This is a genomic window from Altererythrobacter sp. B11 (assembly GCF_003569745.1).
Taxonomy (GTDB): Bacteria; Pseudomonadota; Alphaproteobacteria; order Sphingomonadales; family Sphingomonadaceae; genus Croceibacterium_C.
This window is the reverse complement of record NZ_AP018498.1, coordinates 450,562-465,989: the sequence shown is the minus strand read 5'-3', so window position 1 is coordinate 465,989 and position 15,428 is coordinate 450,562. Positions and strand designations below refer to the sequence as shown.

General features: G+C 65.2%; 18 protein-coding genes. 3 read left to right on the top strand and 15 right to left on the bottom strand.

Going from position 1 to position 15,428, the window contains the following annotated elements:
* Window positions 1–54: 54 nt before the first annotated feature.
* From AEB_RS02105 to AEB_RS02060, 9 genes are all read right to left on the bottom strand, one after another.
* Window positions 55–387, bottom strand: coding sequence for a DUF736 domain-containing protein (locus tag AEB_RS02105; protein ID WP_066549539.1), 333 nt, complete (start codon window positions 385–387; stop codon window positions 55–57).
* A complete protein-coding gene (locus tag AEB_RS02100; protein ID WP_066549541.1) occupies window positions 368–946 on the bottom strand; it encodes a S26 family signal peptidase in 579 nt (192 codons plus the stop codon). Before AEB_RS02100 ends, AEB_RS02105 begins: the two co-directional genes overlap by 20 nt.
* Complete coding sequence (locus AEB_RS02095) at window positions 943–1,464, bottom strand: DUF2840 domain-containing protein (protein ID WP_119081687.1); 522 nt, start codon at window positions 1,462–1,464, stop codon at window positions 943–945. Before AEB_RS02095 ends, AEB_RS02100 begins: the two co-directional genes overlap by 4 nt.
* Window positions 1,465–1,684: 220 nt before the next feature.
* Entirely contained in the window at window positions 1,685–2,578 is an 894-nt protein-coding gene (locus tag AEB_RS02085; protein ID WP_119081684.1) for a replication initiator protein A, read from the bottom strand.
* Window positions 2,579–2,584: 6 nt separating this feature from the next.
* The gene (locus tag AEB_RS02080; RefSeq protein WP_066549548.1) at window positions 2,585–2,851 is read right to left on the bottom strand and encodes a helix-turn-helix transcriptional regulator; all 267 of its coding nucleotides are present in this window, start codon (window positions 2,849–2,851) and stop codon (window positions 2,585–2,587) included.
* Between the two features lie 120 nt (window positions 2,852–2,971).
* Window positions 2,972–3,748 (bottom strand): DUF2285 domain-containing protein, encoded by a 777-nt coding sequence (locus AEB_RS02075; RefSeq protein ID WP_119081683.1) that lies wholly within the window; start codon window positions 3,746–3,748, stop codon window positions 2,972–2,974.
* Between the two features lie 159 nt (window positions 3,749–3,907).
* Window positions 3,908–4,171, bottom strand: coding sequence for a DNA -binding domain-containing protein (locus AEB_RS02070; RefSeq protein ID WP_066549553.1), 264 nt, complete (start codon window positions 4,169–4,171; stop codon window positions 3,908–3,910).
* Window positions 4,172–4,310: 139 nt separating this feature from the next.
* Window positions 4,311–4,562 (bottom strand): helix-turn-helix domain-containing protein, encoded by a 252-nt coding sequence (locus tag AEB_RS02065; protein ID WP_066549555.1) that lies wholly within the window; start codon window positions 4,560–4,562, stop codon window positions 4,311–4,313.
* Between the two features lie 245 nt (window positions 4,563–4,807).
* Complete coding sequence (locus tag AEB_RS02060) at window positions 4,808–5,653, bottom strand: DUF932 domain-containing protein (RefSeq protein WP_066549556.1); 846 nt, start codon at window positions 5,651–5,653, stop codon at window positions 4,808–4,810.
* A 358-nt stretch (window positions 5,654–6,011) separates the two neighbouring features.
* On the opposite strand from AEB_RS02060, the gene AEB_RS02055 reads away from it, so the two are divergent.
* Window positions 6,012–6,287 carry an HU family DNA-binding protein gene (locus AEB_RS02055; protein ID WP_066549557.1) on the top strand — a complete coding sequence of 92 codons (276 nt, stop codon included), beginning with the start codon at window positions 6,012–6,014 and terminating at the stop codon, window positions 6,285–6,287.
* A 57-nt stretch (window positions 6,288–6,344) separates the two neighbouring features.
* Here the strand turns inward: AEB_RS02055 and AEB_RS02050 are convergent, their stop codons facing one another.
* From AEB_RS02050 to AEB_RS02040, 3 genes are all read right to left on the bottom strand, one after another.
* Entirely contained in the window at window positions 6,345–7,355 is a 1,011-nt protein-coding gene (locus tag AEB_RS02050) for a pyridoxamine 5'-phosphate oxidase family protein (protein WP_066549558.1), read from the bottom strand.
* Entirely contained in the window at window positions 7,352–7,747 is a 396-nt protein-coding gene (locus tag AEB_RS02045; RefSeq protein ID WP_119081681.1) for a hypothetical protein, read from the bottom strand. The genes AEB_RS02050 and AEB_RS02045 overlap by 4 nt, the downstream gene beginning before the upstream one ends.
* A 138-nt stretch (window positions 7,748–7,885) precedes the next feature.
* A complete protein-coding gene (locus AEB_RS02040) occupies window positions 7,886–8,185 on the bottom strand; it encodes a DUF736 domain-containing protein (RefSeq protein WP_066549571.1) in 300 nt (99 codons plus the stop codon).
* Window positions 8,186–8,574: 389 nt separating this feature from the next.
* On the opposite strand from AEB_RS02040, the gene AEB_RS02035 reads away from it, so the two are divergent.
* Complete coding sequence (locus AEB_RS02035) at window positions 8,575–9,375, top strand: TIGR02391 family protein (protein WP_066549560.1); 801 nt, start codon at window positions 8,575–8,577, stop codon at window positions 9,373–9,375.
* 5 nt (window positions 9,376–9,380) lie between these two features.
* Here the strand turns inward: AEB_RS02035 and AEB_RS02030 are convergent, their stop codons facing one another.
* Window positions 9,381–11,171: a retron Ec67 family RNA-directed DNA polymerase/endonuclease gene (locus AEB_RS02030; RefSeq protein ID WP_119084399.1), complete on the bottom strand. Its 1,791-nt coding sequence runs from the start codon at window positions 11,169–11,171 to the stop codon at window positions 9,381–9,383.
* On the opposite strand from AEB_RS02030, the gene AEB_RS02025 reads away from it, so the two are divergent.
* Window positions 11,058–12,229 (top strand): IS3 family transposase gene (locus tag AEB_RS02025; RefSeq protein ID WP_119081383.1). Its coding sequence is split into 2 segments (ribosomal slippage): window positions 11,058–11,322 and window positions 11,322–12,229, totalling 1,173 coding nucleotides; the frame shifts between segments, so codons are not numbered across the junction. The two genes, AEB_RS02030 and AEB_RS02025, sit on opposite strands and share 114 nt — an antisense overlap.
* A gap of 500 nt (window positions 12,230–12,729) precedes the next feature.
* On the opposite strand, the gene AEB_RS02020 is transcribed toward AEB_RS02025, so the two are convergent.
* Window positions 12,730–12,954 carry a hypothetical protein gene (locus AEB_RS02020; RefSeq protein WP_066549563.1) on the bottom strand — a complete coding sequence of 75 codons (225 nt, stop codon included), beginning with the start codon at window positions 12,952–12,954 and terminating at the stop codon, window positions 12,730–12,732.
* 93 nt (window positions 12,955–13,047) lie between these two features.
* Window positions 13,048–15,117: a ParB/RepB/Spo0J family partition protein gene (locus AEB_RS02015; protein ID WP_066549564.1), complete on the bottom strand. Its 2,070-nt coding sequence runs from the start codon at window positions 15,115–15,117 to the stop codon at window positions 13,048–13,050.
* Between the last annotated feature and the right edge of the window lie 311 nt (window positions 15,118–15,428).

Here is a 15,428-nt window from a genome sequence, read left to right as displayed (position 1 = left end):
GGAGGGATGAGACGGCCTTTCCGCGAACAAAGGGATGATCGGGGACAGCACCGATCAACTCCGATCATCGCGCGGCTTGGGTCGCTTCCACGACAACCGGAACGTCCGGCCATCATCATCGGCGCGGAACAGCACCGGCCGGAACGGCGATCCAAATAGCGGGCTGTCGATCTCAAGCGCGATGTAGTCACCGGCGCGTTCGCCGACCCGTTTCCACGCGCCGCCGACTTCGGGGCCGTCCTCGTCGTCGAGGTGGACGCGGTAATCGGGCGCATTTTCGGCGTCGCTCGGATCGAGCGCGACAAGCACGATCGCTTCGTTGATGCCGAACAGCCGAACGCGGCCGGCATAGCCGTCGGCGGTGGATTCAAAGATGTTGGTTTGCATGGCCGATCTCCTTGGCTTTGGGGGTTGAAGGGGTTGGGGAGGGCGCGCGCAGCCAGAGCGACGTGGCGCGTCCGATGACGGCGGAGGCCGGCAGCGGGCCGAAGTAGCGACCGTCCAGACTGTCGGGATGGGCGGGATTGAGCAGCAGCAGCTCGCCCGGTTGCAGCGTGCGGCAACCTCGCCAGACCGGCAGCGGGCGGCCCCGCCCGTCACGCGCGCGGGCGCTGGCGACGAACTGGCCATCGACGCTCACCACAGCACCAATGCGGCACACGCGCTGTCCGGTCTTCGCGGCGACATGCTTCAGGAGCGGCACGCCCTCGGGCAAATAACCGCGCGCCGAAAGCCAGCGGGAAAGTCGCTCGGGCGGCGCGACAGCGACCAGATCGCCCAGTTTTGGATCGCGATCGGGATGGATGCGATAGAGCCCGATCGGTGCGCTGGCGCTGGCGTTCCAGATGACGCGCGGGAGCGGATCGGCGACGGCGATGGCGACGAAGGCCGTGGCGAAGGCGGACGCAGTGATAGCCGTCGCGATGGCATAGCGACGGCGCGTCATTCTTCGATCTCCCGGCGCTTGAGCCAGGCGTGATGGCGCTCGATCGTGTAGAGGCGCGGCTGCTGGCCGGCGGCGATGCGGTTGTGGACGTGCCGCCAATGGTCGGCAGCCGCATCGCAGGGATCGACGCCGGCCGCTTCCACCGCGTCGATCGCGGCGAGCACTTGGCTAACCTTGGGCCAGCCCTCGATCTTGAGCAGGATGTCGCCGCCCGGCCGCACGAACGGCAGCGTCGTGTAGGCTTCGTTGGCCGCGACCGCGCGCACCACGTCGATGCGCGAGACGATCGTGCCGAAGTCGTTGGCCGCCCAGCGCACGAACGCGAAGACGGCGCCCGGACGGAAGCCGACGACGCGGGTTCGGCGCGTCAGGATGCGGTCCTGGGCGATGCGGCCGAAGCGTATCCAGTGCTCCAGCTTCTTCTCGATCCAGGTCAGTTCGACATGGGTGAGGCCGTCGCGGGCGAGCGCGCTGAATGCGCCGCTGCCGCGCACGGCCGGGGGCCGGTCATCGATCATGGGAGGTCTCCGGGGGTGTGCCGCGCGTGCTGACTGGCAGCGGCGTCCAGAGCCGCGCGCGCCGTTAGCAAGAATCCGAAGGATTCTTTTCTATTAGCATCGTTAGAAGGGGGCCGATTCCGCGAGGATTTCTGCGGGTTTGCGAGGACCGCGCGTTCCCGAAAGTCCGAGTCTCGCGTTCCCGATCGTCCGAATCCGGCCGTTCCCGATAGTCCGAGCCTCATGGCCAGTTCTCCACAGGCTTGAGGCCGACACGGCGCATGGCCGCGTCGAACGGATCGACGGGGATAGGGGTGAAGTTGAGCCGGTCGCGGCCGAGCGCATGTTCAAGCGTGAGGACGTAGCCGGGGAGCGGTTGGCGCGCGACGATGGCGCGCAGCTCGAACGCGAACCGGCGCAGCGGCGAGAGCACGCCGGATTTCAGGTAGAGGTGCGGAACGTCGAAGCTCCAGCCGCCTTCCTGCCGCCCGCCATGCTTGCGCACGATGCGGTAGAGCCAGCGTTCAAGCCCGCCCGTGAGGTCGAAATAGGCGCGGTCGATGGTCAGCACGAGCGCGCGGTCGAGCACGCCGGCATAGAACCAGTCGGGCAGGATCAGCTCGATACCGAGCGCACGGCCGTTACTGTCCGCCAGCTCGCGCCATTCGTTGATCCATGAGAAACGATGGCGGCGGCGCTGGTGCTGCTGCCGGATCGAAGTGGCGACGGTCGTGGATTGCAGGCGGTCGAGCGCGGCCTTCAGCCGCTCGTAGCTCGCCTTGCCGGTGCCGCGCCGGGTGAACGCCAGTATCTCGTGCGGCGTCGTCACCATCAGGCGCGAGGTCGGCCGTCCGGCGTCGCGCGCCTCGATGAGCTGGCTCGCCGCCCAGATCAGCACGTCGGCGTCCCAAATAGTCGCCATGCCGTGCTCGGGCACGGCCTCGACCGAGATCCATGTCGCGCCCACGCGGAAGTCGATGGGCGCGGTGCGGCGGGCCTTGGCGAGCGAGAAGAACGGCCAGGCCATCAAGTTCTGGGCGTCGCGGGCCGCAAGGTCGCCGGGGACCGAGCGGAACAGTTCAAGCTGCGTGCGCTCGGCGCTCGACCGGCCGGAAAGGGAGCGTGCGGTGGGCATCGGTGCTCAGCGGCGCACGCAATCGGTGGGCAGGCGCTTGGCGGGATGGACGACGCCGCTGCCCGGATCGGACGTGGACCGGCGGGTGCCGAGCGCGGCCCAGGCGTCGAGATCGTCGATCGCATAGACGATCCGACCGCCGAGCCTGCGGAACACGGGGCCGGTGCCGTAGCAGCGATGCTTTTCCAGCGTGCGGGCCGAGAGGCCGAGGTGGATCGCCGCGTCGGGCGTCTTGAGATAGCGTGGCGTTGTGGCGGCGACAAGCTCGGCCATGATGATCCTCCTGGTGACGGCCGGCCCCGAAAAAGGGGTCCGGCGGACAGGAGGGAATGATGGCGAAATGCCCCCTATGTGGAGAAGGGGACGCGGGCGACCGGGTCGCCAATGTCCCCCTCAGCCGCCCCGCAGCAACCGGATGTAACCGCCGTCGCGCAGCTCGACGGCTTCCTTGAGCCAGCGTCTGATGCACTTGCGTTCCGCGCTGTCCGTCCATTCGGTAGGCGTGTAGTGACGGACCTTGGGGTGGATCAGCGAGGCGGCCAGCTCTCGCTGGCTGGCGCCCGCGCGGCGACCGTCGAGCACTTGCAGCAGGGTGAGGAGATGTTCGCGCCGGAAGGGCGGCGGGCGTAGCGCCGGCGGGCCGGCCGCCATGCCGCTGAGGCGGCGGCACAGGCGCTCGGCCGATGCGAGGCGCGCGAAGGGGGCGGGTTCGATCGGCACCATCAAGGCCATCGCGTCGTGACGTGATCCGCACACGCACAGATGCTCATCGCCATCGGGATCGGCGAGGATGACATGCAGGACGTCGCCCATCCTGATCCGGGCGCGAATGTCGCCCAGCGCCGCCAAGTCGAGCGGGCCGGCGCCGATGCCGGCGACCGCGGGCGCGAGGATGATGCTCGCCGGCGAGAGGTCGGGGCGCGCGACCGCCAGCTTGCGGTCGAAGGCCGCGCCGGGCGCGGCGTGGTAGCTGATCCCCCAGCGATCCACCAGGGCGGCGGTAGCGTCGTCGGCGGAGATCGCGCCACGTTTCACGCGGCCGAGCGCGCGCTGGTATTCGGCGCGATAGCGGGTATTGCGGCCGAGATAGCCGATGGCGATGTCCGTATATTGCAGCGCGTCGTCCCCGGTCTCGTTCAGGGGCGCGCGCCAGTCCCTCTCAGGCGGCATCGTAACCCTCCCAAGCATGGCCCTCTGCGGGGCGCGTTGGAAGATGTTCTCACCGCCGCCGTTGCCGAGAAGCCCTGCCGGGCAGGCGGCCGCATAGCGGATTCAAGTCAGCATTTTGAAGGGATTATACGCACCGCTGCGCGTGTTCCGGGGCCGCTCTCAGTTCGGCGGCGGGCGCAGATAGTGGCGATAGCCGGTCGCGGTCATCCAGCGCGCGCGGGCGAGATGCGAGTCATAGACGGAGCGGGCGCGTTCCGGTTCGGCGGCAGGGTCGATCCCGAAGATGATGCGAACGGCTTCGCGCCAGTCGGCATTTTCGTCGGCCGCATCGAGCAGTCGCCAATAGGTCCGATGATGATGCTCATCATAGTCGGTGACATGGGGCGCGTCCGGGGCGCGATCCTCGAAAGCGGCTATTGCCATCGCCTCGTTCCGCTTTCAGCCATAGCCCCCTGCGCCTGCTGATTCATCGCCTATACACCATAATGGATCGAAGTAATCGCACCGTCTTTGCTATGGCCCTCTGATACTGCGCGAACAGTCGGACCCGCTCCGTTGCCGGCTACTTGCGCTGTTCGGGACTTGAATCGGTCACGAGCAACACGCCTCGGCCTCGATCCGAATCGAGGAAGACAATCCCCGCCGCCTCAAGCGCCTTCATCACCTGATGCCGGGTATTGTCGTTCACCGGCTTATAACTCTCCGATTCCAGCCGCTTCAGCGCGGTCAGAGCAATAATGGCCTTCTCGGCGAGCGTCTCCTGTGTCCAGCCAAGAAGTGCGCGAGCGGCCCGCACCTGGCGGGAAGTGATCATGCAAGATCACCTCCACAACCTTCGGGTCGTTCGCTACGGAAACGACTATTATAGTCGTCTTGGGGGAATTGGAATATCCTGATCGCGAGCTGGGTGAATACCCGGCGAGCGCGCCCTTTGAGCGGCCGCGCAGACCATCGGGATGCGCGGCCGCCGCCGATCCGGGGAGCGGGTCGGCGGCGTCGTGTGGGCGATGGGAAGCGAAGCCGCAGAGCCGGGCGGTCCAGCCCTGCGGCTCGAAACGGTCAACCCGTTTTTAGGCGCTGCATCCCTTCGGCTAGCGTCCAGAGCGCGCGATTGAGTGTCACATTCTGGTCGATGCCATTGATGGCGCGAGTCTGGCTGCGGCGGATACGGCCCTCAGCGTTACGCTTGCGGCCATGCAACCCGCCCCGAATGACGTTCTCCTGAATCACGTTGAACGTGCTCCACAGGCTGTTGCCTACATCCTCGCGGCGGCGCGGCTCGATGATCTGCTCGGGGCGAAGCGGGCTTTCATCGTCGCCATAGCGGGCGACAAGGCTTACCTCGCCAAGCAAGCGCTGTTCGTCTCGCGAAAGCTGCACACCCTTCATGGTCTCGCTGGCGTCGATCAGTCGCGGAAAGTCTTCCGCCACGGTATAAACGCCCTCGATAATGTCGTCCTGAATGTTGCCCTTGTGCGGCACGCGGACCTCCTCGAACCGCTCGCCCGCAATCATGCTGTTGGTGCAGACGAAGCGCAGCATCCCAGCGAACATCTGATAGGCGCTGGTCCCGTCATGGCTGTTAACGATGATGACTTCCGCCGCCTCCGGCTTGCCGATACCGTCATCCCGGCGCAAGCGCAGCATATGCTTGGCGTGGCCGTGGCGGCTGCCGTCGCGCGGGACCGACTGCACGGCGAAGAACGGGAACCATCCTTCGCGGCGCAGCCCCTCCACGATGTCGATGGTGGGGACATAGACATAGCGCTCGGAACGGCTGTCGTGCGCCTCGCGGGCGAAGATGGATGGCACGTGGCGATACAGCGCCTCGTTGTCGAGCGGTTCACGTCCGCTGATCTGGTGGGCGTTGCGGCCGAACCGGGTAGCGAGATGATGGATGCTCATGAGTCTGTCCTTCCTTGGGTCTGGGTTTCGCGCAGCGAAGCGCCGCGCTGAAACCCTGCCCGGCGGCGAGCCAGGGGTAGCAAAGGGCAAGGGCGGCCGGGGCGGAGGGGGATCACCCGGCCTGCACAAGCGAAGCGCGGAAGGCTGGGGATACCGCCCCGGACGGTTCCACTTCCCTTGCCCGGCGCGAGGGCAACGCCCTTAGCAACCGCGCGGCGCCAGCCGCGCTGCGACCAGCGCGACGATCAAGGATGCTTGATCGGCCCATCTGGATTAGAGATACCTGCGAGCAACTCGCAAATAGTGCCCCGCCCATAATCGGGCGCGGATCAAGAACCGAAGACCTGGAAGTACAATAATGAACAACAGCGACCTGGCCGAACAACTGGCTGCCGCCCACGGCGTCACCAAGACCGATGCGAAGAAGCTCGTCGATGCGGTGTTCGCCGCGATCGGTGACGCAGCCGCCAAGGGCGAGGAAGTCTCACTCAACGGCTTCGGCAAGTTCAAGGTGAAGGCCAGCCCAGCGCGCGACGGCCGCAATCCATCGACCGGCGAGACGATCAAGATCAAGGCGTCGAAGAAGCTGGTGTTCACGCCCGCCAAAGCGGTCAAGGACAAGCTCAACGGCTGAGTTTATGGGGGATGGCGCTTCGCCCGGCTCGCCGGGTGGAGCTCCAGTTCGCGGCGCTCAATAGAGATTGTCGCGATAGTCCTTGTCCAAGCCCTTCTTGAGCAGGCCGGTCACGCCGGGGACGGAAAGAGTCGCGCGCGCCAGACTGGCGCCGATGCCACCCGCCTTGTTGAGCTTGATATGCTCGACAAACAGCTCGGCGGGGTCGATGTCGGTTTCCGTGTGAACCGGCCAGAGGCCCGCGCGGGCCAGCGCCGGGCTTTCGCGCAGGTCGAGCGTCTCGATCTCCACGCCGATCGCCAGCAGCGGAGTCTTGTCCTTGACGGTGAAGCGCTCGCGCGCCGTCGCGTCAGTAGTAAGACGGGCTTGCCCCCGCACGACGGCGATCCGGTTCGCGCCGGGGATCAGCAGCGCCAGCGCGATATTCGGCTGCTCGACGACGTTGCGGAAGCTATCCACGCGGCGGTTGCCGGGCCGGTCGGCGAACCACAGCACGTCCCCATCGAGCTGCGCCATGCAACCGGCCGGATCGCCCTTTGGGCTGAGATCGGCGCGGCCTTCCGCGCCGATCGTCGCCAGCGCCAGGAAACGGCTTGCGGCAACGAAGGCGGCAGAATCGTCAGGAGCGTGGGCCGGCTGCGCCGCCCATAGTTCGGACCGGATCAGCGCCTTGGCGCAATGACCGTAGCATTCGTCCACGGCGACACGGACATGATCGGCGTCGATGCCGGCGACCCGGCCGTTGACGCGCAGCGTCTCGCCGATGCCGGAGAGGAGGAACAGCGCGCCGAACGCCGCGCCCGGCTGCGCGAGAGCGGGATCGTCGAGCAGCGCCAGCGGAACGCGCAATTCCTGGGCATCGCCGCTGGCGAAGCCCGGCGCGCTGCCGGCCAGTGTGATGCCGACGCCCGATCCATCGCCGAAGCCGGCGAACATCAATTGCGATGCGGAGATCCAGCGCAGCGCGCCGACATCGAGATGGTCGATCACCTTGAGGTGCATCGGCGGCGGAGTCCTGCCGATCACGCTTTCCAGCTCGGCGACGGTGGTGATCGCCGCGCCGCTCATTGCAGTGTCCGCACGGGCTGGCCGAGCGTGAGCGCCAGCATGATCCGTGTCGAGCAGAGCGCGCAGTCGAGCGCGTTCGCCGCGTTCTGAGGGCAGTCGAGGCAGCGCGGGCTGGATCCATCGACCAGGCCGAGCAGCAGATGCTCGTCGTCGGACAGGCCCGGTCCTTCGCCGACGATCATCGGCCGGCCGAGCGCCGTTTCATAGAAGAGGCATAGGCTGTCGAGCACCGGCGCGAGCATGGTGCAGTCATGGGCGTCGAACGTGTGCGCCAAGCGGGGCTGCACCGACGCTCCACTGTCCCGCGCATTCCGCCAGCACCGCGCCGCATCAACCAGCATCGCCGGAACGGCGATCGCATCCTGTGTGGGCGGCGAAAAATGGCGGGTCACGTGTCGATCCTTCCTAGACTTGGCCCCTTTCGCTTTTGCGAATGATTCTTAACTAGCCTGACGCCGTGTCATCGGCAAGTGCGAATGACCGTCTGATCGAGGAAGGCGCCCCGCCGAAAGGCGGGACGCGTCGTCCGGTCAGCGCGACCAGATGAGGGCGTATTGGCCGGCGGTGTCGGTTTCGGACAGCGTGGCGTAGACGGGAGCCGGGAAGCTCGGATCGTCCAGCTTGACCGAGGTGTATTCGCGGCCTTCGCGGCTGGTCTTCTTCCAGGCAGCGCCGATATCCATGTCGGCGGTGCTGACGCGGAAGTCGGGGGACTTTTCGCCGTCCTTCTCGACCGGACGGAAGATGACCTTGGTGTTGAGAGTGAGCGTCTTGATGACGCCGGTGAACTCGCCCTTGCTGTTGGCGGTGAAGGTGCCGATCGTAGCCATGTCGTAATCTCCGTTCTTTCGGGCCACGCCCTTCGCGGCCTCGATGGTGATCGGCAGGCCGGGGGCGATTGGCCGCGCACCGCAAAGCGGCCGCAGCGTGAGCGGAGGATGGCGGCGGCCCGTTATTTTGGTTCGCGATGCAAAGCGCGGCACGCGCGGCGGAAAATAGCGGGCCATAGCCGTTGCGAAGACAATCGAGGCGAAGCCGTCGCTCGGTCAGATCACGCCATTGAGAGGCCGCCGGGGCGCTCGGCTCCGAGGGATGAGATTTCCGCTATGCCTGCCGTTTGTGTCGGCAACCCCGCCAGCAGCCTTGCGCGATGTTCATTCTACGTTCCAAGGTGCGGCTGCTTCAGCCACATGGGGACGTGAGGATTCGGGGGAAGGACGTGACGAAATTGTTTTCGCAGGATCAGCTCGAAGCCATAGCCGGTGCGCTTGGCGATACGGAAACCGGGCTGAAAGGAACCGAGATCGCGATGCTGATCGCGACCTGTCAAATGGCCGATCCCGGCGAGATGACCAAGCGGCACCGCATCTACAACGCCTTCGCCGAAAGCCAGAACGCGCGGCAGGACCGCACCCGCATCCTCGGCTTCATCCGCCATGCGATGCGTCCTGCGCGATACAGCCGCGAGCCGCATCGCTACGAGCCGATGCGTGCCAGTCTCAACCAGGCACTCGCCTTCGCCGGCCTTGTGGTCAGCGAGGCCGGGAAGATCGAAGCGGTCGAACAGGCGACGACGCTGCCGGAAGCGCAGCGCCGGGCGAAGGAACTGCGCACCGATCTGGAGACGCGCGGCGTCCATGCCGACGTGCTGCGCTTCTGCCGGGCCGAACTGCTGGCCGACGACTATTTCCATGCGGTCCAGGAAGCGGTGAAAAGCATCGCCGACAAGATGCGCGTGCGGACTGGCCTCACCGATGACGGGGGGACGCTGGTAGACCGCGTGCTCGGCGGCGAGCCGCCGATGCTGGCGATCAATCCGCGAAGCACGGTCAGCGAGCGCAGCGAGCAGAGCGGCTTCGCCAATCTCGTCAAAGGCGTCTTCGGCATGTTCCGCAACCCAACTGCCCACGAGGCGCGCATCCACTGGCCGATGACCAAGACCGACGCCGAGGATCTGCTGACGCTCGTATCGCTGATCCATCGCAGGCTCGATACCTCTATGATGCCACCGCGTACCTGATCCCTTCAGGGTGGCGGCGGATTGGCAACGTAATCGTCGAGCGCAGCCACGATCCGGTCGAGTAACCCGGCAAATTTCGAGAAATCGATCGTGTCCTTCTGCGGCTGCACAACCTTCTCGGCGAACCTGGCTTTGCCGTATTTCCCGGCCTCTCCGTGCTTCTTGTTGGGGTCGAACACCTTACCATCAATGACGGTTTTCAAAAGCGCGGGATCGAACAAGTCCTCAATGCAACTTATGCCTTGCGCACCGATTTCCGGTGTTTTGATAAGATAAAGATTGGGTGCGAGCCGATAGAATGGGTCCGTGGAGGTCCGAGCTATATGCGCGGCGCCGAGGCCCTTGGCGGCACCAAAAATCTCTTTCGCTCCGTCGTCATTGTCGATGAGCACGATGATGGGGTTGGGCAGCGGGCGATGTCGGTAACGCTTGAGGGCGTCAGGGTAGCGGCGGATAAAGTGGAAAAGATCGCCTGCGCCATTCCCGAGCTGCAACACGTCATGGATCGTGCTGGAGAACTTCATGAACTTGAGTGCGGGTTTAAACTTGCCTTTGTCCATCGCGCCCAGCCTGGGATGGTAGGCAGTGAGCTTCTCCATCGCCGCACGCAGATAGACGGTATCCGTCTTTCCCTCCGGGATGATGAGGGGCTTGGGCGCCACAACGAAGTTTCGGTAGAACAGAAACCGGATGTAGAGCTTACGGGTCGCCGTGGCCGTCGCGTCCTTCTTTTTGTCAGCGGAAGGTCGCGTATCGACCTGATCGCGCACATGATAGACGTGGCCGAGCATCCCTTGCAGCGGCGCGAGGGATGTTGCCGGCTCCGGCACATCGGGATCGCCTGCTTTGCCGCCCGCCAGCGCCGCAGGGACCATCCGATAGTAGGTTCCGCTGTTGAACAGCGACCAGCACATGGCCCGCACCGTGCGGTAGTATTCGGGACGGACGTTCGGCTTCTCGTTGACGAGCAAGCCGGTGGCGACCTGTCGTGACCCGCGATATTGCATCCTAGTCTTGGTAGGATTTACCTCAAACCCGGCCTTTTCGATCTCCTTCAGGAGCGCGGCGCCGAGTGTCCAGTCATGCTCCGAGCCTGCGACCGGGGCGGCGATGTCAGGAGGGAATGCCTTGGCGTTCGTGGAAAAGGTGATGTCGTCGGCATAGCGTGAGTAGGTGCATTTCTGCGCCTTGGCGAAGCGCACGAGCCGGATGTCCAGTAGATGCCCGACGACATTTGAAATGACCGGGGAACAGGGACTTCCTTGGGGAAGGACATGATCGTGGCAGGCGATCTGTGCGATCAAGGTCGCGATTTTCGGATCGAGGGCGAACCGTTTGTCCTTAATGAACATACCGCGCACGCGGCCGAAATTGATCGACGGGAAGAAATCCTTGATGTCGAGATTCAGCACGTAGCGCCGCCGTTTGTGGACCGCGGCGTTCGTTACGATGGACAGATGTTTGGCGAAGCCGTGGGAGAGCTGCCGGCGCGGTGAACCCACCTTGTCGATGTCGGCGAGCGCCAGGTAGAGGACATTGGCTAGACGCCGTTGCAGCAGCTTCAGCTTGGGCGTCGGGGCAAGAATCGCCCTCGGCGTGCCGTCGCGCTTCGGGATCGTGAGGTGGTCCCGGAAATCTGGACAGGGTGCTAAGCTAATCCCGACCTGAGGAATGGACGGGAAATGAAGAAGACGAGGAAGCGGTACAGCGCAGATTTCAAGGCGAAGGTGGCGCTGGAGGCGCTCCGGGGTGACCTGACCCTGGCCGAGCTGGCAGCGAAGCATGGCATCCACCATACGATGATCGCGGCCTGGAAGCGCCAGGCTGTCGAGGGAATGGGGAGCACGTTCTCCGGAGCCGGCGATGCAGCCAAGGCAGCCAGCGAGGCCGAGGTGGAGAAGCTGCACGCCAAGATCGGCCAGTTGGTCGTGGAGCGGGATTTTTTAGCCAAAGCCTCCGGTCGATGAGCGTGGCACGGAGGCGTTCGATGATCGAACCTGCTCACCACCGGCTGTCGATTGCGGCGCAATGCCGGCTGCTGTCGATCAGCCGGTCTTCCTATTATTATGCGCCGGTGCCGGAGACCGACGAGACGCTGGCACTGATGCGGATGATCGACGCGGCGTTCCTCGACATGCCATGGTATGGTAGCCGCCAGATGGTCCGGCACCTGCGCCGCGAGGGCCACGATGTCGGCCGACGACGTGTGCGGCGGCTGATGGCGAAGATGGGCTTGTCGCCGATTTACCAGCGCCCTCGGACCAGCGATCCGAACCCGCAGCACCGGATCTATCCGTATCTTCTGCGCAAACTGGTGATCGAGCGCCCCAACCAGGTGTGGTGCGCCGATGTGACGTATATCCCGATGCGCCGGGGCTTCTTGTATCTGGTCGCGGTGATGGACTGGGCGACCCGCAAGGTGCTGGCCTGGCGGCTGTCGAATACGATGGACGCCGGCTTCTGCGTCGCCGCACTGGAAGATGCGCTGGCGCGCTTCGGTAAGCCGGAGATCTTCAATACGGATCAGGGTAGCCAGTTCACCAGCTTCGCCTTCACCAGCGTGCTGCGCAACGCAGAGGTCAAGATCAGCATGGACGGTCGAGGCCGTTGGATGGATAATGTGTTCATCGAGCGGCTGTGGCGATCTCTGAAGTATGAATGCGTCTATCTCCACGCCTTCGAGACCGGCTCGGAGCTGCGCACTGGCCTCCGGCGATGGATCACCTATTACAACACGCAGCGACCGCACTCGGGTCTCGCCGGGCGGACCCCGGCAGAGGCCTACGGGCGGATCAGCGAACCAGATCATGGGGGGCATGCCCCCCATGATCTGACGACCAGACTGGCGGCATAATCACATCGGGGATTAGCTTAACTTCGTCGCCGACCTGTCCAAGAAGGCGGAACCACCTCATCGTGAACGCGGTATATTTCTGCGCGTCTGGGAGGTGATAGAGCAGGTAGGCAAGCGCGGCGGGCTTATATCCCAGGATCGCAGCTAGATCGTCGAGCGACTTTGCCGCTTGTAGTTTCGCCAGACTCGACACCCCACCCCCCTAACAGGCGGCTTACAGGCACTCCTATGCGTACGATCAGATCGTCCGCTCAGCGGAAATGCTGCAATAAGGGTAGATGGAAGCATCACTGCCTAACATCGGTGTCTTATATCGCGATGCGCGATAACAACTCTGCCTGTAAGCCTGCGGCTGTTGTTGTCCAAAGCACTTACAATTTCAAGTGTAAGTGGCGAGCCGGGCAAGCCCCGGCGAGCTGCAGACTCAAACGACAAAGCGGCCGCGCCCGATTGGGGCGCGGCCGCGATTTTTTGGGGCCGATTGCGAAAGGCTGTGCGGATCAGCGCTGCGCTTCGCGCCAGCGCCGGGCCGCCGCCGCGCTGAACAGGGGGCGGTCTACACAGGCGCGATGCTCGACCACGAAGGCGGCGCAACCGTGCAGGACATAATCGTGGGTGACGATCTGATCGTCGGAAAAGTCGTTGATCGGCTTGCCGCAGCGGATGCAGCACAACGTGCCCGGCTGGTTGTTGCGGCGGGCGATGACGCGGAACAGGCGGCGCATGACGGCCTCCTTGCAGCAAGAGCGCCGCCCCGAAGGCCGGCGCGAAGGTGCGGGTGAAGCCGGGACCGCTGACGCGGCCCCGGCCCGATGCCGCTATTCGGCGGCGACGGCGTAGGCGGCTTCGCCATCCTCAGCCTGCGCTTCGGGAGCCTCCGCCTCGGACGGTTCCACGGTCCCCGTATCCTCGTCCTCGACCGACGCGGGCTGCTCGGTCTCCGGCTCGGGCGTCCGCAGGATCGAGGGCAGCCATCCGGTCCCGGCCAGAAGCTGCTCGGCGGCTTGCGCCATGTCCGGCTTCTTCATGTCGGCGATACGGCGGGCGGCATCCTCGGACACGCCTTCAGTGACGGCCTCGACGATATGACCCTTGGTGACGCGGCCGAGGTAGCTCTCCACGGTCGGCGTCCAGTCCTTCGCCACGTCCAGCGCCAGCGCGGTCGCCAGCCTGTCCGCCGTTTGTAGCGACAGGGGCTTGCGATCCCACGGCAGGCGCAGCGCGTTGACGGTGCGGGCCGCGCAATGCGCCAGCAGCAGGGTCCGCTTCTCGCAGTCCAGCGCCACGATGAAGCCCCACAGGTCCGCCACGTCACGCGGCATCCGTTCGGCCCATGCCTCGTGTTGCTCGCTCGCCCGTGCCGCCAAGGGGGTGTCCTCGATCCCGTCCGCATGACTGCCAAGCGGCGTCACGGTCGGACGAACCTCAAGGCAACCGGCCTCGGCGTAGCTGTAGAACAGTTGCGCCGTGAGCGTATGGGTCAAGGCGACCAACGCCATATCGGGTTGCTCGGCCAGCGCCACGCGGAGCGCCAAGGTCCGATGGGCGGACAGGTCGCACGTGAGGCTGTCGGAAATCGGCTTGCCCGGTTCCTCGTCCTCCACGTCCTCGGCTTCGGGCTCATCCTCGGCCTGCTCGTCCTCCACGCCCTCCGGGTCGATCCCTTCGCCGTCGACCTCATCCTCGGGCTGCGGGAAGGCCAGCGCCTCGTCCTCGGCCCGAATGAAGCCGCGCTCGATCCTGACCGCGCCGTCATGGTGCAGCACCACGAACGCGCCGCCGTAGGCGATCACGTTGGCGTCATAGGCATGGCGCTTCTCGGAAATGGCGTCGATCTCGTCGGAAATCGCCTCCAGCTTCTCGGCTACGTCCTCGGGCATTTCGTCGTAGGACGAATAGCCTTCGGCAAGCGCGTCATGCTCTGCGGACAGGGTGTCCAACCGCGCCTCGTCCTCATCGGACAGCGAAACGGATTGCGGATAGAAGCGCCGCATCCCGTGGGCGTGGGGGTAGTCGATATGCGCCTCGGCCCATTTCCAGCCTTCGGCCTGCACCGTCGCGGCAACCTCGCGCAGCTTCTCGACCGCAAGCATGTCGAGCAAGCCCGCATCCTCGAAGAAGCCGCCCCGGTCCTCGCTGAACAGGTCGCGGATGATATTGCCGCCCGCCTCGACATAGGCGTCGGCCCCGACGAACACCGCGCGTCGGTCGGTCGCCGGAACATTGCTCGCGGTCATGTCACGCCGGATGATCCACGGCTCGCGATTGTGATGCAGGCCCTCGAACACCTGCTCCTGCCGGGCATGGTCCTCGGTGATGGCGAAGGCCATAAGCTGGTCCAGCGTAAGGCCGTCCTCGCGATAGACCTGCAACAGCTTCGGACTGACAGCGCCCAAGCGAAGCCGCTGCTTCACCACGGAGGCCGACACGCCGAACCGCGCCCCGATCTCTTCCGCGCCCCAACCCTTGTCGTTGGAAAGCTCGGCGAACCGCTCGAACTGGTCGGCGGGGTGCATGGGGGTGCGGGTGACATTTTCGTCAAGGCTTACCTCGGCGGGATCATTCGCCGTATCCAGCCAGCACCGGACAGGTTCGGATTTCTTGCATTGTTTGCGCTTGGCGCGCAGCAGCATCGCCAGCCTGCGGCCCTCGCCAGCGGTGACGAGATAGTAGCTGGTCGGCGTCCCGTCCTCCTTGGTTTCCGGCTCCACGACAAGGTTCTGGATCAGCCCCTTATGCTGGATCGAAGCGGCCAGCGCCTCGATAGCGGCTTCCCCATGCGGCACCTTGCGCGCGTTGCGCGGGGACTTCTTGAGCTTGGCGAGCGGCACGAAAATCTCGACGCCAGACACAGGCTCGGCGGCTGCGGTTTGGGTAACAGCGTTCATTGTCTTCACTCCTTCAAAAGCACACGCACCCCGGAGCGGGGTGGGCGGCGAAAGAGCGACCGGCAGGCCCGCCGGCGGAGCCGGGCAGCACCCAAGGGGCCGGAAAGAAGAGGAGGACGCGCAACGCGCGTTGCGGCCCGGCGCGGCGGGCCTAAAGGGAAGCGACGCCCACCCCGCGGGAGGGGAGCGTAGCGACCCAACAAAGCGATCGGGACGGCGCACGCCCTGGCCCGATCTCCGCAGTCTGGAAAAGCTGGAATCCGCCACGGCGGATTTGCCGATCGGCGTGGATACGCCGACGTTTGGGGCGT

Excerpts from the sequence above, each read along its gene's own strand:
- AEB_RS02105 (WP_066549539.1), bottom strand. The coding sequence starts at position 387 with ATGCAAACCAACATCTTTGAATCCACCGCCGACGGCTATGCCGGCCGC.
- AEB_RS02100 (WP_066549541.1), bottom strand. The coding sequence starts at position 946 with ATGACGCGCCGTCGCTATGCCATCGCGACGGCTATCACTGCGTCCGCC.
- AEB_RS02095 (WP_119081687.1), bottom strand. The coding sequence starts at position 1,464 with ATGATCGATGACCGGCCCCCGGCCGTGCGCGGCAGCGGCGCATTCAGC.
- AEB_RS02085 (WP_119081684.1), bottom strand. The coding sequence starts at position 2,578 with ATGCCCACCGCACGCTCCCTTTCCGGCCGGTCGAGCGCCGAGCGCACG.
- AEB_RS02080 (WP_066549548.1), bottom strand. The coding sequence starts at position 2,851 with ATGGCCGAGCTTGTCGCCGCCACAACGCCACGCTATCTCAAGACGCCC.
- AEB_RS02075 (WP_119081683.1), bottom strand. The coding sequence starts at position 3,748 with ATGCCGCCTGAGAGGGACTGGCGCGCGCCCCTGAACGAGACCGGGGAC.
- AEB_RS02070 (WP_066549553.1), bottom strand. The coding sequence starts at position 4,171 with ATGGCAATAGCCGCTTTCGAGGATCGCGCCCCGGACGCGCCCCATGTC.
- AEB_RS02065 (WP_066549555.1), bottom strand. The coding sequence starts at position 4,562 with ATGATCACTTCCCGCCAGGTGCGGGCCGCTCGCGCACTTCTTGGCTGG.
- AEB_RS02060 (WP_066549556.1), bottom strand. The coding sequence starts at position 5,653 with ATGAGCATCCATCATCTCGCTACCCGGTTCGGCCGCAACGCCCACCAG.
- AEB_RS02055 (WP_066549557.1), top strand. The coding sequence starts at position 6,012 with ATGAACAACAGCGACCTGGCCGAACAACTGGCTGCCGCCCACGGCGTC.
- AEB_RS02050 (WP_066549558.1), bottom strand. The coding sequence starts at position 7,355 with ATGAGCGGCGCGGCGATCACCACCGTCGCCGAGCTGGAAAGCGTGATC.
- AEB_RS02040 (WP_066549571.1), bottom strand. The coding sequence starts at position 8,185 with ATGGCTACGATCGGCACCTTCACCGCCAACAGCAAGGGCGAGTTCACC.
- AEB_RS02030 (WP_119084399.1), bottom strand. The coding sequence starts at position 11,171 with ATGGTGGATGCCATGCTTCGCTGCCAGCTCGGCCAGGGTCAGGTCACC.
- AEB_RS02020 (WP_066549563.1), bottom strand. The coding sequence starts at position 12,954 with ATGCGCCGCCTGTTCCGCGTCATCGCCCGCCGCAACAACCAGCCGGGC.
- AEB_RS02015 (WP_066549564.1), bottom strand. The coding sequence starts at position 15,117 with ATGAACGCTGTTACCCAAACCGCAGCCGCCGAGCCTGTGTCTGGCGTC.